The 13,489-nt window shown below is 59.3% G+C and carries 17 protein-coding genes; 12 read left to right on the top strand and 5 right to left on the bottom strand.

Going from position 1 to position 13,489, the window contains the following annotated elements:
- The first annotated feature begins 2 nt into the window (after positions 1-2).
- From AC2TEL_RS20410 to AC2TEL_RS20430, 5 genes are all read left to right on the top strand, one after another.
- Positions 3-455, top strand: coding sequence for a DUF6173 family protein (locus AC2TEL_RS20410; RefSeq protein WP_480844337.1), 453 nt, complete (start codon positions 3-5; stop codon positions 453-455).
- Between the two features lie 64 nt (positions 456-519).
- A complete protein-coding gene (locus tag AC2TEL_RS20415) occupies positions 520-2,358 on the top strand; it encodes a glycerophosphodiester phosphodiesterase (protein ID WP_480906601.1) in 1,839 nt (612 codons plus the stop codon).
- The gene (locus AC2TEL_RS20420) at positions 2,345-2,899 is read left to right on the top strand and encodes a hypothetical protein (protein WP_480906604.1); all 555 of its coding nucleotides are present in this window, start codon (positions 2,345-2,347) and stop codon (positions 2,897-2,899) included. Before AC2TEL_RS20415 ends, AC2TEL_RS20420 begins: the two co-directional genes overlap by 14 nt.
- Positions 2,900-2,968: 69 nt before the next feature.
- Positions 2,969-3,103, top strand: coding sequence for an aa3-type cytochrome c oxidase subunit IV (locus AC2TEL_RS20425; protein ID WP_480844340.1), 135 nt, complete (start codon positions 2,969-2,971; stop codon positions 3,101-3,103).
- Between the two features lie 18 nt (positions 3,104-3,121).
- Positions 3,122-3,754, top strand: coding sequence for a hypothetical protein (locus tag AC2TEL_RS20430; RefSeq protein ID WP_480906607.1), 633 nt, complete (start codon positions 3,122-3,124; stop codon positions 3,752-3,754).
- Here the strand turns inward: AC2TEL_RS20430 and AC2TEL_RS20435 are convergent.
- Positions 3,743-4,075 (bottom strand): AzlD domain-containing protein, encoded by a 333-nt coding sequence (locus AC2TEL_RS20435; RefSeq protein WP_480906610.1) that lies wholly within the window; start codon positions 4,073-4,075, stop codon positions 3,743-3,745. The two genes, AC2TEL_RS20430 and AC2TEL_RS20435, sit on opposite strands and share 12 nt — an antisense overlap.
- Positions 4,072-4,788 carry an AzlC family ABC transporter permease gene (locus tag AC2TEL_RS20440; RefSeq protein WP_480844343.1) on the bottom strand — a complete coding sequence of 239 codons (717 nt, stop codon included), beginning with the start codon at positions 4,786-4,788 and terminating at the stop codon, positions 4,072-4,074. The genes AC2TEL_RS20435 and AC2TEL_RS20440 overlap by 4 nt, the downstream gene beginning before the upstream one ends.
- On the opposite strand from AC2TEL_RS20440, the gene AC2TEL_RS20445 reads away from it, so the two are divergent.
- The 5 genes from AC2TEL_RS20445 (at position 4,787) to AC2TEL_RS20465 (ending at position 10,051) form a co-directional block, all read left to right on the top strand.
- A complete protein-coding gene (locus AC2TEL_RS20445) occupies positions 4,787-5,728 on the top strand; it encodes a formate dehydrogenase accessory sulfurtransferase FdhD (protein ID WP_480906613.1) in 942 nt (313 codons plus the stop codon). The genes AC2TEL_RS20440 and AC2TEL_RS20445 overlap by 2 nt on opposite strands.
- A gap of 110 nt (positions 5,729-5,838) precedes the next feature.
- Positions 5,839-6,792, top strand: coding sequence for an AEC family transporter (locus AC2TEL_RS20450; RefSeq protein WP_480844345.1), 954 nt, complete (start codon positions 5,839-5,841; stop codon positions 6,790-6,792).
- A 60-nt stretch (positions 6,793-6,852) separates the two neighbouring features.
- Entirely contained in the window at positions 6,853-7,497 is a 645-nt protein-coding gene (gene mobA, locus AC2TEL_RS20455) for a molybdenum cofactor guanylyltransferase MobA (RefSeq protein ID WP_480844346.1), read from the top strand.
- Positions 7,494-7,985 (top strand): molybdopterin-guanine dinucleotide biosynthesis protein B, encoded by a 492-nt coding sequence (gene mobB, locus AC2TEL_RS20460; RefSeq protein WP_480844347.1) that lies wholly within the window; start codon positions 7,494-7,496, stop codon positions 7,983-7,985. The genes mobA and mobB overlap by 4 nt, the downstream gene beginning before the upstream one ends.
- Entirely contained in the window at positions 7,982-10,051 is a 2,070-nt protein-coding gene (locus AC2TEL_RS20465; protein WP_480906616.1) for a molybdopterin-binding protein, read from the top strand. The genes mobB and AC2TEL_RS20465 overlap by 4 nt, the downstream gene beginning before the upstream one ends.
- Here AC2TEL_RS20465 and AC2TEL_RS20470 read toward each other — a convergent pair.
- From AC2TEL_RS20470 to AC2TEL_RS20480, 3 genes are all read right to left on the bottom strand, one after another.
- The gene (locus tag AC2TEL_RS20470) at positions 10,048-11,043 is read right to left on the bottom strand and encodes a hypothetical protein (protein ID WP_480844349.1); all 996 of its coding nucleotides are present in this window, start codon (positions 11,041-11,043) and stop codon (positions 10,048-10,050) included. The genes AC2TEL_RS20465 and AC2TEL_RS20470 overlap by 4 nt on opposite strands.
- A gap of 14 nt (positions 11,044-11,057) precedes the next feature.
- Positions 11,058-11,528 carry a transcription elongation factor GreA gene (gene greA / locus AC2TEL_RS20475; protein WP_480844350.1) on the bottom strand — a complete coding sequence of 157 codons (471 nt, stop codon included), beginning with the start codon at positions 11,526-11,528 and terminating at the stop codon, positions 11,058-11,060.
- A 231-nt stretch (positions 11,529-11,759) separates the two neighbouring features.
- Positions 11,760-12,140: a VOC family protein gene (locus AC2TEL_RS20480; RefSeq protein WP_480844351.1), complete on the bottom strand. Its 381-nt coding sequence runs from the start codon at positions 12,138-12,140 to the stop codon at positions 11,760-11,762.
- Between the two features lie 85 nt (positions 12,141-12,225).
- On the opposite strand from AC2TEL_RS20480, the gene soxR reads away from it, so the two are divergent.
- A complete protein-coding gene (soxR, locus tag AC2TEL_RS20485) occupies positions 12,226-12,681 on the top strand; it encodes a redox-sensitive transcriptional activator SoxR (RefSeq protein WP_480844352.1) in 456 nt (151 codons plus the stop codon).
- A gap of 136 nt (positions 12,682-12,817) precedes the next feature.
- A partial coding sequence (locus AC2TEL_RS20490) for an NAD(P)/FAD-dependent oxidoreductase (protein ID WP_480906620.1) occupies positions 12,818-13,489 on the top strand: 672 nt, incomplete at its 3' end.

A 13,489-nucleotide genomic window follows, 5' to 3' on the forward strand; every position in this document is an offset into this window, starting at 1 on the left:
AGATGCAGGACCAGATCGAAACCTCGGCCGAGGCCGCCGAAGCCGCAGCCTTGCCCCGTTGCTATGAGGTGCACGCCAATCCCGAGGCGGAATCGGGTACGAAGAAACTGCCTGGTCCCTTGCAAAAGCCGGTCGCCACCAAGAGCCCGGCCCAATGGGCCTATGAGAGGCTGATCCTGTATATACAGAATTTTGAAAAAACTCTGGACGGTGATCACGAGGTCGCCATGGGATTTACGGGCGGTGATGCCGGCGTGATGCGGATCGAGGGGATGGGGTATTTTGATCCCGATGTCATCACTTTCTATGGCTCTGACGGCACCGGTGCACGCACCCAATTGGTGCAGCATGTCAGCCAGTTGAACGTCATGCTGCGCGCCTTGCCCAAATCGGTCGAGGACAAGCCTGCGAACCGCATCGGATTTCGCCTTGCGGCCGATCTCGAGGAAAGCTGACACTCTGGCTTGAAATTCACGTCTTCGCAGCCTTGAATGATCGAACCATTCAGGAGGGCGCCGCGTGACTTATTTTTCAGCCGTAACAAATGCCTATGCCGGTGCCTGGGCGCGGCGGCGGGTCTTTGTCCCGATTTACATCGCCGTGCGCCTACTTCTGATCGCGCTGATCGCGCCTGGCGTCGCTGTTGTGGTCAATCTGGCCGTGTCGTTGTCCAATCAATCGGCTTTGACCGATCAGGACATCGCCATGTTCCTGCTGTCACCCGCCGGTTTTGTCGCCGGTGTTGTGATCCTGAGCCTGTTTCTGCTGGCCGAGGTCTTCGTCTTTTCCGTAATGGCCGGATCACTGCGCATGGGTGAACGCGACCCGTGGCGTGCAGGCAGCGCAGCAATTGGCGTGATCCTGTCGCGACTGCCCGCGTTGTTCGGTTTTGCCGTGCGGCTGGTACTGCGCGTCCTGCTTTTGGCGGTGCCATTCGTAGCCGTTGCCGCGGTGATCGCTTGGTGGACGCTGACGGAGTACGACATCAACTATTACCTGACCTTTCATCCGCCCGCTTTCTGGGTTGCCGTGGTCATGATCGGGCTGGTCGTTCTGGCAATGGCCTGGGTTCTGATCCGCAAATTATCCGCCTGGGCGCTGGGCCTGCACCTCGTGTTGTTCGAAGGGCTTGCGCCCCCGGCGGCCTTCGCGGAAAGCGGTCAGCGTATGAAGGGCAAGCGCGGTCGTCTCAAGATCGAACTGGTCCTTTGGCTGGCCGTTCGTATCGCCATCGCAGCCGTCATTGCGTTTGTCGCGGGCCTGTTGTTTGCAGTTGTTCCCTTGCAGCAGGGGGCAAATCTGAAACTCGCCCTGATGCTCAGCCTTGCGGTGGCTGGCCTTTGGTCATTGGCGGGGCTTGTCCTGGCGGCATGGGCTCTGGGCGCGCTCGCAGTCCTGTTGGACGGGTTTTTCGAATCCAGAACCGAGGCGATGCCGCACCCTGAACCCAGCGACCTGCGGGTGCCGGTGCTTGTGACCGTCGGGGCGGCGCTTGCAGCGCTGCTGATCGGCCTGTGGTTCGGGCAGAAATTGCTGGAACGCGTTCAGGCGCCAGACCACGCGGATGTCATCGGGCACCGCGGCGCCGCTGCATTGCGGCCCGAAAACACGATGGCTTCGGTTCTGAAAGCAATCGAGGACGGGGCGGACTGGGTCGAGATCGACGTTCAGGAAACCGCCGATGGCGTGGTCATCATCGCGCATGACAGTGATTTCATGAAGTTGGCAGGCGTGAACCTCAAGGTCTGGGACGCCACGATGGACGATGTGGCCGGGATCGATATCGGCAGTTGGTTCGACCCGCAGTATGCCTCGGAACGAGCGCCGACCCTGCATGACGTTCTGAGCGCGGCCAAAGGCAAGTCCAGGGTTATCATCGAGTTGAAGTATTACGGTCACGATGTCGACCTGGAAAACCGCGTTGCCGCGGTTGTCGAAGAGCTGGAAATGCAGGATGACATTGCCACAATGTCGCTGAAATACCCGGCGGTGCAAAAGATGAAGGCCTTGCGCCCCGAGTGGCGTGCCGGCGTTCTGGCGGCCACGGCGGTCGGTGATCTGTCTGGGCTCGACGGCGATTTCCTTGCGGTCAACGCGAATATGGTCACTCCCGGTCTGATCCGGTCGGTCCATGACGCGGGCAAGGATATCTACGTCTGGACAGTGAACGACCCGCTGCAAATGTCGGCAATGGCGTCGATGGGTGTGGATGGGTTGATCACCGACCGGCCGGCCATGGCGCGCGAGGTGCTTCGGGTGCGCGCTGAAATGGGGCCGGGCGAGCGGTTGCTCCTGTGGCTGGCGACCACTTTCGGACTGTCTGTCGATACCTCGGGTATGCGCGATGAAAGCCCTTAGGGTCACCGTCGCATTGACGGCTTTGTGCACAGCGGCACAGGCGCAGGACCTGATGCGCAGCGTCGAGATGCCCGCACACCGCGCCCTGATGGAAAGCCGGGTTGGCGCGGAATTGACGCCTTTCGAAACCGACGGCTGTTCCGGCGGGCTGTCTTCAAGCTGGCGATTGGTGGCGGACACGTTCCCCAAATTCAGCGCGCTTTATGAAGAGCATCCGCCGTGGGAATACTGCTGTGTCACGCACGACCGGGCCTACCACAATGCGGGTGGAGCGCTCAGTGCCGAATCCAGTTTTGACGCTCGCCTGTCGGCCGACGACACTCTGCGGGCTTGCGTGAAAGGACACGGCGAATCCCATGCCGACACATATGCCCAACGCTATGACATGACGCCTGATCAGATTCGATCGGTCCATACGATTACAGCTGAGGCGATGTATATGGCCGTGCGATTTGGTGGCGGACCCTGTAGCGGCCTGCCGTGGAGGTGGGGGTTTGGCTATCCCGGATGCTCGGTTTTTGCCCTGCCTGCGCGCGAATGACGTCGTGACAGGCCCGGAGTTTTGCATTATCCAACGTTTTGAACACGCGAACTAGGATTCTTGAGAAACATGGCTGATCACAAGCACGGCGAAATGGACATCACCGTTCAAAACAAAACCTTTGAAGGGTTCGTCAGATTCACCACCTGGTGTGTGGTGGTCATTGCATTACTCTGCCTCTTCCTGGCGGTCTTCGCGTCGTAATTCCGGCCGGAGGTGTCCGTGTTCAGGATCCTGATTGCCTGTCTGCTGGCAGCGATTGTCGCTGGATGCACCGGGTCCAATCGCCCTCAGGCCGATCAGACCGAGATCGCGGCCCGCTCTTATCGTGATCCGGGCCCGTCGACGCTGACGCTTTATACGATGGTCAACGCACGCTCGGGGTCCGGGGCACACACCTCTCTGATGATCAGCGGCAGCGAGCGGGTGATCTTTGATCCTGCGGGCTCGTTCCGGGCGGACATCGTTCCGGTCAAAGACGATGTTCTTTACGGCATTACGCCGGCGGCCGAGCGCGCCTATCGCAGCTCGCACGCGCGCGAGACGCATTTTGCGCGCATCCAAACCATTGAAGTGACCCCGCAGCAGGCCGAGATCGCCCTGCAACTGGCCAAGCAATCGGGACCGGTTGCATCTGCCTATTGTGCCAATTCGACCGCCCGGATCCTGCAACAAGTTCCGGGGTTCGAGCAGATCGATGTCACTTTTTATCCAAACAAGCTGTCAGAGCAATTCGGACAGATTCCGGGTGTTGTCACCTCGGAATACCGCGAGAACGACGACGCGGATCTGCAAAAGGGGCTTGCGGCGAATAACGCGCGGCTCAATCAGATCGACGCGGCCTCAACCAACTAGGTACAACAGGCCATAAAGTGTTGCGGCGCCTGTAAAAATGGCAGCCAGCACGTTTTTTGTGAACAACCCGACTATCAGAGCCACGGCCGCAGCCGCCATGCGCGGAACGTCCGGTTGCCCTTCCGTGGCCGAAGGCCAGACCACCAGCGGCGCAATCAGCGCAGGCAGGATTGCGACTGCCGTATAGCGCAGGTGGCGCAGCAGCCAGGGTGGCATCGGGCGATCACCGACAAAGCCGATGAATACGAAACGCAGGGAATAGCTGCCAATGGCCAGCCCTATGATTATGGTCCAAATGGTGACTGGATCGACCTGGCTCATGCTTTGACCTTTCTGCGTTCCATCATCAGCTCTGCCCGGGCACCCGCCATCATGCCGGCGCAACCGGCTATCAGCAGGCCCAGGTTGTAGGGGACAGCGACCATCAGAAGGGACACGATGATTGCCACCAAGGCCGCGACCACATGGGCCATGGTCCGCATCATCGGCCCGATCATCGCCAGAAAGGTAATCGGCAGGGCAAAATCCAGCGCCCAGCTTTCGGGAATTCGCGTGCCCAGAACAGCGCCCAGGTAAGTAGCCAGAATCCACAGCGGCGTAACCGGAGTGGCTGAACCCAGGAAATAGGCCATACGTTGAGGTACAGTCATCTGTGGTTCTTTTTCGAACCGCACGATCGAGCTGGCATAGGAATTATCGACAATCAGATAGGCCGCGCAGGCCCGCTGCCACAATGGCGCAGCACCCAGAAACGGTGTCAGCGACGCGGAATACATAGCGACGCGCAGGTTCACCGCCAGGGCCGAGATCAGGATGATCACGGTCGGCGTTTCCTCTTGCAGCAATTGCAGAGCAGCGAACTGCGCGGCACCCGCGAACACAGTGGCGGAAAAGGCCATGGTCTGGACGATATTCAGCCCGGTTTCGGTCGCGAAGACCCCGAACAATGTACCAAATGGAACCGCTACGAAGATGAACGGGGTCCCATCGCGAAAACCCTTCCAGTAGTGTGACTTGGATGTGGTGAATGCCATGGCTAAATCCTATGGTGACCGCAGCAGCAGTAACGGGCTTGGGAAAGGGTTGCAATTGGCGACGGAAACGGACCTGTCAGAGTACATCATTGCGCCCGATCCCGGCGCAGCCCGCCTGACCCGCGCGGTCGACGGTGTCGACCAGAACGGTGAAACCAGCCGAATTTCGGTCGTCGAAGAGCGGCCGCTGACGATTTTCCTCAACAGCCAGGAAATTGTGACGGCCATGACCATTGGCGATTATCCCGAATATCTGGCGCTGGGTTTCCTGCGCAATCAGGGGATGCTGCTGGACGATGATCAGATCACACGGGTCGACTACGACGAGGACCTGGAAACCGTCGTTGTCCGCACGGCGCGCGAAACATCCTATGAGGACAAGCTGAAGAAAAAGACCCGCACCAGCGGCTGCGCGGTTGGTACGGTGTTCGGCGACATGATGGAGGGGCTTGAGGACGTGCGTTTGCCCCGGGTTTCGGTACGCACCTCGTGGCTTTACGAGCTGGCCGCCAAGATCAATCGCACACCGTCGCTGTATCTTGAGGCCGGAGCGATCCATGGCACGGTGCTGTGCCGCGAAAACCGACCGCTGGTCTATATGGAGGACGTCGGACGTCACAACGCGGTCGACAAGATTGCGGGCTGGATGTTGTCCGAACGAGAGACAGCGGAGGACAAGATCCTTTACACCACCGGTCGCCTGACCTCGGAAATGGTGATCAAGACGGCCATGATGGGAATTCCGGTACTGGCCTCCCGGTCCGGGTTCACCGCCTGGGGCGTCGAGATTGCACGTGAGGTTGGCCTGACACTCATCGGTCGGATGCGCGGGCAGCGATTTGTATGTCTGGCGGGCGAGGACCGGTTGGTGCGCGATGCAGATCCGACGACGGTTGCGGCCGAGGACAAGAAGCATCACCGAAAAAGCTCTTTGTCCTGAATTCGGCTGGCAACGAAGGCAGTCCTACAAAATCCTGCGAATTCTAATGGATGTATCCTAGTATGGGACGCAACCTACGCGAATTGGAAGATGCCTTGCCTGAGTGACACATGGAGCTGATTAATCTCATTGCGCCGGTATTTGCGGTAATCCTGACGGGGTACGCGTTTTCGTGGACGAGGCTTCTGGGCGAAGACACTGCGGACGCCTTGGTCCAGTTTGCCGTATATGTCTTGATCCCGGCCATTATGTTCTATCTGATCGGTCAGGAGGAATTCGGGAACCTCTTGAACTACGGTTTTTATCTTTCCTATGGCGGAACTCTGTTGGTTCTGTTCATCGTATTGTTCGTCTGCTTGAAAAGCGTTTCAAACTTTCAGACCGGAGCAGCTACCGTCGCAGCATTTGCAGCGGTTGCATCAAATACGGCGTTGGTCGCCCTGCCAATCCTACACGCTATATTCGGTTCCAAGGGCGCGCTGCCGGCAGTCCTGGCAAATCTTGTCGTCGCCATTCTGCTCTTGGTCATGACAACGGTTCTCGAAAGCGCGGCGGGACACAAGGCGAGCGCCAAAACGCCGATTTACAAGATCCTCCTAAACGTTCTGAAAAACCCAATAATTGCGGCCACTTTGTTGGGCGTTGTTTATTCCTTCACGGGTATAGGGTTCTCGGACTCGGTTTCGGACTATTTGGAACTGCTCAGTCAGGCACTGGCAGCCGTCGCGCTTTTTGCGATCGGATTCACCACCAGCGTACGTACGATCATTCAGACGGGGCCGCTGATTCTGACTCTGACGGTGGCGAAACTGATCCTTGCGCCGGGCCTTGTGTTGCTAACAGCTCATCTGATCGGATTGGACCCCTTGTGGACTATCGCGGCAACTGTTTCCTCGGCGGTGCCGACCGCGAAAAACGTGTTTCTTCTTGCCAAGCACTACGATCAGGAACCCAAATTGGCCGCTCATATCGTTTCGGCGACTTCGTTCTTGTCGGTTGGGACATTGATCCTGTGGCTGTTTGTCCTGCACCACCTGTACCCAACCGCGTTCCAATTAAACTGAGTTCGATTTACAAAAGTCGCGAGTGACTTATCACGTGAGGAAAAGCAATAAGGGACGGGAATGAGTAACCCTCTTGGCGTAATCCTGGCAGGCGGCCTCGCCACCCGGATGGGCGGTGGCGACAAAGGTATGCTGCAACTGGGCGGTCAGAGCCTTTTGGGCCATGTGATCGATCGGCTGGGTCCGCAGGTAAGCGGACTGGCGTTGAACGCAAATGGTGATCCTCAGCGGTTTGCCGATCTGGGACTGCCGGTCATCCCGGACACGGTCGAAGGGTTCGCAGGGCCACTGGCGGGTGTTCTGGCCGGGCTCGACTGGGCTGCGGAACAGGGTGGTGACAGTATCGTGACCGCCGCCGCGGATACGCCTTTCTTTCCACGTGATCTGGTGGAACGGCTGGTGCGAACGGCCGAGGGCCAGGCGCATCCACTGGTGCTCGCGACCACTCCGCGAACCTCGGAAGAGGCGCTGAAATCCGGAGGCGGAAAGAAAGTGAACCGACACCCGACATTTGGCCTCTGGCCAGTTGCGTTGCGTGATGATCTGCGGACCGCTTTGCACGACGGGCTCCGCAAGGTGGTTCTTTGGACCGATCAACATGGCGGGCGCGAAGCGTTGTTCCCGGCCGATCCCTTTGACCCCTTTTTCAACGTCAATACGCCTGCGGATTTGGAGCGGGCTCGGGAATTGCTGGAGCGGGCATGAAGGTTTACGGGGTCACCGGCTGGAAAAATGCGGGCAAGACCGGCCTGATGGAGCGTCTGGTGGCAGAAATCACCGGGCGTGGTTTCACCGTATCCACGATCAAGCATGCTCATCATGCTTTTGACGTGGACCAGCCTGGTACCGATAGCTATCGCCACAGAATTGCAGGTGCGTCTGAAGTGCTGCTGGCTTCGGCCCATCGTGTTGCCTTGATGCAGGAACTGCGCGGTATGGCCGAGCCAAGGCTGGATGAACTGCTAACGCGTTTGTCACCGGTCGATCTGGTGATGATCGAGGGGTACAAGCGGGAACCACATCCAAAGATTGAAGCCTTTCGGGCTGAACCGAACAATCCGTTGATAGCACCGGGTGATGACAGCATTCGCGCAGTGGCCAGCGACACACCGCTGGAACTGGATCGGCCTGTGTTTGATCTGAACGACACGACGCGGATCGCCGATTTCATTCTGTCGGAGGTCGGCCTATGACGCAGTTTCAAACCTTTGCCATGGTGGATTGGTCCGGAGGCAACGATACCGGTCCGAACCAGCGCAAGGATGCGATCTGGGCTTGTGTCGTCCGGGACGGGGTGGCGAACAGACCGGTTTACCTGCGCAACCGGCAGCTGGCCGAGGCTTGGCTGTCCGAACTGATCGAGGACGAATGCAGCGCCGCGCGACGCTTGTTTCTTGGTTTCGATTTCCCCTTTGGCTATCCGCGCGGTTTCGCCCGCGCGCTGACAGGATCGGACGACCCGCTAGTCCTTTGGAACTGGCTCGAGGCGCGGATCGAGGACACGCCCGAGGCCAACAACCGCTTTTATCTGGCAGGGCAGATCAATCGCCGTTTTGGCGGGCGGGGTCCTTTCTGGGCCAATGGGTTGAAACGCGATATCGACGGGCTGCCGCGTCGAAAGGACAATTACCACAACCCGTTCCCCGATCGCCGCGCGGTCGAAGACCTCGCGACCGGCAGCTTTACCTGCTGGCAGATGGCGGGCGCTGGAGCGGTAGGCGGTCAGGTCATGATGGGTCTGCCGGTATTGGCGCGCCTGCGCCGTCGTTTTGATGGGCAGGTTGCCGTATGGCCCTTTGAGAATCTGGACAAGCCCGTCGCTTTCGTCGAAATCTGGCCATCGCTCGGACTGGGCGCGGCGCCCGAGGGGCGGATCAAGGACGCGTGGCAAGTCGAACAAGTGGCCCTGAACCTTGCGCATCTGCCGCCCGACGCACTGGCGCGGCAACTGAACGTCAATGCGGCAGAAGAAGGCTGGATTCTGGGTGTACCGCAGATCAAGCCGGACATCGCACCACCGCCGCTCAGGAACGACTGTTTCGCGCTTCCCGCCGGTGTAGATTGGACACCGGTCGATGACGCGCTGAACCTGCTGCGCAACCGTCTGCGTCCTGTGACCGGGATGGAGCTGGTCACTTTACCTGAAGCGACAGGACGTATTCTGGCCAAGGATGTGACGGCCCGGCGATCCAACCCGCCGCAACCCAACACGGCAGTCGATGGGTATGGTTTTGCGGGGGCCGTACCAGAGGGCGCGCATGTGATGCCGCTGATCCAGGGGCGCGCGGCGGCGGGGGTGTCTTTTGACGGTGCAGTTCCCTCGGGCCATGCCCTGCGCGTCCTGACCGGTGCAGCCCTGCCCAATGGGGTCGATACGGTCATCCTCGAGGAAGACGTCACCGTTGAGAGCGGCCACATCGCCTTTCGCGGGCCGTTGAAACAGGGAGCCAATACAAGACGGGCAGGCGAGGACGTGGCAGAAGGCGATCTGGCATTGCCTGCCGGGCGCAGGCTGACCCCCGCCGATCTGGCCTTGTTGTCAGCGGTGGGCATTGCCGATGTGTCGGTCCGGGCACAGCTACGTGTCGCGGTTCTGTCCACCGGCGATGAGCTTGTCGAACCGGGCGAGACCGCGGAGCCGGGTCAGATATTCGACGCCAACCGACCCATGTTGCTGTCACTGGTCGAACGGATGGGGTTTCAGCCGGTGGACATGGGGCGTGTCGGGGATGACCGGGATATGTTACGCGCGAGGCTGGACCACGCGGCGTCGCAGGCGGATGTTATCCTGACCAGCGGTGGTGCTTCGGCGGGCGATGAGGATCATGTCTCGGCATTGTTGCGCGAGGCCGGTGCGATGCAGCAGTGGCGGATTGCGCTCAAACCCGGACGTCCTCTGGCGCTGGGCATGTGGCAGGGATCGCCGGTCTTTGGTCTGCCGGGCAATCCGGTCGCGGCGATGGTATGTACCCTGATCTTTGCCCGTCCGGCTTTGGGCTTGTTGGCTGGTGAGGGTTGGCAGGTCCCGCAGGGATTTGACATCCCCGCCGCCTTTGAGAAACGCAAGAAACCCGGTCGCCGTGAATACCTGCGTGCTCGGGTTCGGGACGGTCGGGTCGAGGTTTTCCAGTCCGAAGGGTCGGGCAGGATCAGTGGTCTCAGCTGGGCGGAAGGTCTGGTCGAGATCGAAGACGGCGAATGTCATATCACGCCCGGTGACCCGGTTCGGTTCATTCCCTATGGCAGCTTTGGGCTCTAGTCGAAGGTTCCGGCAACCCGGCCCAACAACATGAAGGCACGCGCTGTTCTGGTTTCGCCCAGGGCCGTCAGATCGGCATCGCTGGCCTCAGGTTCGAAATCCACGATCATGTGGTCGAAACGGCGCAGGAAGTGATGGGCGGCATCGCGAAAGATTGGATCCTGCTTCATCCGCGCCGCTGTCAGCGCCAGTGACGACCGGTCGCGAATTCCACCCAGCGCGGCAACCGAACGCCCGCGCTCGCCCTGGGCGAACTGGCGCCAGACCTCAGGGCGGGCCATGTCGGGGCGCAGGTCGTCCATGTAGATGCCTTCCTGGCTGAGCAGGGTCAGAACATCCTCTGACGCCTGAACAATCTGCGCCGCCTTTCGATCCTTGAGTGCCAAGCGCAACGCAGTGAACCCTTCGGCGTCTTCCTGAGTTTCGGGAAAATTCAAGGCACGGATAAAGACGTCATTGGGCAGGGGTGGCGCAATATCCTCGGCGGATGTGCCAAGTTCGAACGCGGTCTGATCACCCTTTTCCGATGTTGGCACACTTGATTGCGCCGGTTCGGATCGATGGGTCGAAAACGTGGCAGGTGTGCTTTCGGACTTTTTTAGCGTCGCGGCGATTTCGTCCAGTTTCCGCCCGACCGCCGGTTCATAGCTGATGGCCCCACGCTGTTGCTGGCTGACATAGGCGTTGCGAATTGCGTCGATGGCTGTCTGCAGCCGGGCGCTTTCCTCGCGCATGATCCGGCTGGCGCGCATGGCCATGGCGGCGACCCAAATCATTGCCACCGGCATGAACACGGCCAGAAAAGTGACAATGAACCCACCGCCCTGCTGTGGGCCGGGCAGAACCAGAAACACAACGGACACCACCAGCCAGATCGCACTGAGAATGATGGCGGCAATTTCGATACCGGTAACAGCTGGCTGGCCCGGACGGTCATAGATACCCAACGAGGTCGGACGCTCGGCTTCTTGATCCTTTTTGGGCTCCGACATGACTAGCGCTCCGGTCAGGCGTACTCGATATTCAGAATTTCATAGGACCGCACACCACCGGGTGTGCGCACTTCGACACTGTCCCCTTCGTCCTTGCCGATAAGCGCGCGGGCGATGGGGGATTTGATGTTCAGCAGGCCATTTTCAATATTGGCCTCGTATTCCCCGACGATCTGCCAGGTTTTTTCTTCATCGGTGTCTTCATCCACCAGAGTCACCTTGGCGCCAAACTTGATGGCGCCGGACAGTTTGGCCGGGTCGATCACATCGGCCAGAGACAGAATGCCTTCCAGCTCTTTGATGCGGCCTTCGATGAAACCCTGTTTTTCGCGGGCCGAATGGTACTCGGCGTTCTCCTTCAGATCGCCCAGTTCGCGCGCTGTGGCGATGGCTTCGATGATCGCCGGACGCTCGACGGATTTGAGGTTTTTCAGCTCCGCCTCGAGCGCGGCATTGCCCGAAGGCGTCATTGGAATCTTTTCCATGTTCTAGTCGTCCACGCAAAAATTGTTACGCCCCGCCGCACAGAAGCGTCGGGGCGAAAGATGGGTTGCCAATTACCTGACCTAAATAAGGCGCAAATTGCAAGAGGCCAAGGAATTTGGAGCGGGGGATTTGCGACTTAACGCCGTCCCGGCGGCGGCGGTCGCCTGTGGCGATGGCCCAACAGATCACCCCGCCGCCAGCGATGCGCATCGACGCCCAGCCAAAGCATCTCAATCATATTGGACCACTTCGAATTCGATGCCGTTGTCGTCACGGAAGTAAAACCGCCTGCCGGGCTCGTAGTCTGCATGGTTATGCGGTTTGAACCCAGCTTTCAGGACGCGCGCCTCGGTTGCGTCGATATCCTCGACCAATACGCCAACATGGTTCAGTCCACCCACCACGTCATAGCTGCTTTCACTTGCCGGTTTCGGGTCATCCGGAGCGTAGAGCGCCAGGTAGGTATGTTTGCTGCCCACGTGAACTGTGTATCCGCCTGCGATGGCGGGGCCTTCCCAGCGGGTTTTCCATCCAAAGACATCCTGCAACCAGGCGGCCGAGGCCTTGGGGTCGCGCACGGTGAAATTGGTGTGTTCAAGCGTCGCCATCATGGGATCTCCTTTGCATTTTCGACTTGTCCCGACTCACCGTAATTTCTAAACCTAACTTTAGGTCAAGAGTTTTGTGGAGGAAAAGATGGCGGCATCCGACGGACTGTCCATAGGGGCGCTGGCGCGCCGAACCGGATTGGCGGTTTCGGCCATACGCTACTATGAATCCCAGGGCCTGATCTCGCCATGGCGAAACCCGGGCGGGCAGAGGCGATACCAGAGGGCAGACATCCGACGGCTGAGTTTTGTCATGATCGCTCAGCAGTTCGGCCTGACCCTTCCTGAAATCCGGCAGGTATTGTCCGGGTTGCCGGGCAATCGAACACCGACCCCCAAGGATTGGAAGGAAATCAGCAAAGGTTTGCGTTCCCATCTGGACCAGCGAATCGATACCCTGACACGCCTGAGGGATAACCTGGATGGCTGTATCGGATGTGGCTGTCTCAGCTTGCCTAAATGTGCGCTTTACAACCCCGACGACAGGGCGAAATCGCATGGTAGCGGTCCCAGATACCTCATGGGGGACCGACCGGAACAGTGAACTGCCGTATTGCGACAGTTTTACGCCGTGTTTCGATTGACCAAGGTCTTTCTCAGCATGTAATCAGCCGTGAAACAATATTGCGCCGACCGCGTGTTGAAAGCGCCAATTCGGAAAGTTAGCTAAGGAGCCCGCGATGGCCGAGATTGAACGCGAAGCGATGGAATACGACGTGGTGATCGTGGGTGCAGGCCCTGCGGGTCTGTCGGCTGCCATCCGTCTGAAACAACTGGATGCGGACCTGAACGTCGTCGTTCTGGAAAAGGGGTCCGAGGTTGGCGCACATATCCTGTCAGGTGCTGTGCTGGACCCGTGCGGACTGGACGCGCTGATCCCCGACTGGAAGGAAAAGGGCGCACCGCTAAACGTGCCGGTCGAGGAAGACAACTTCTACATGCTGGGTGAAGCTGGCAAAATCCGCATTCCCAACTTCCCGATGCCGCCGCTGATGAACAACCACGGCAACTACATCGTTTCCATGGGCAACGTCTGCCGCTGGATGGCCGAACAGGCCGAAGAACTGGGCGTTGAAATCTTCCCAGGCATGGCGTGTTCGGAACTGGTTTATGGTGAGAACGGCGAAGTCAAAGGCGTCGTCGCCGGTGTCTTCGGTCTTGAGCCCGATGGATCATACGGCCCGCAGACCGAACCGGGGATGGAACTGCACGGCAAATATGTCTTCCTGTCGGAAGGCGTGCGCGGTTCGCTATCCAAGGAAGTCATTGCCAAATACGACCTGTCCGCGGGCAAAGAGCCGCAGAAATACGGCGTTGGCATGAAAGAGATCTGGGAGATCGACCCGGCCAAG

It is taken from the genome of Ruegeria sp. HKCCD9138, from assembly GCF_057220975.1.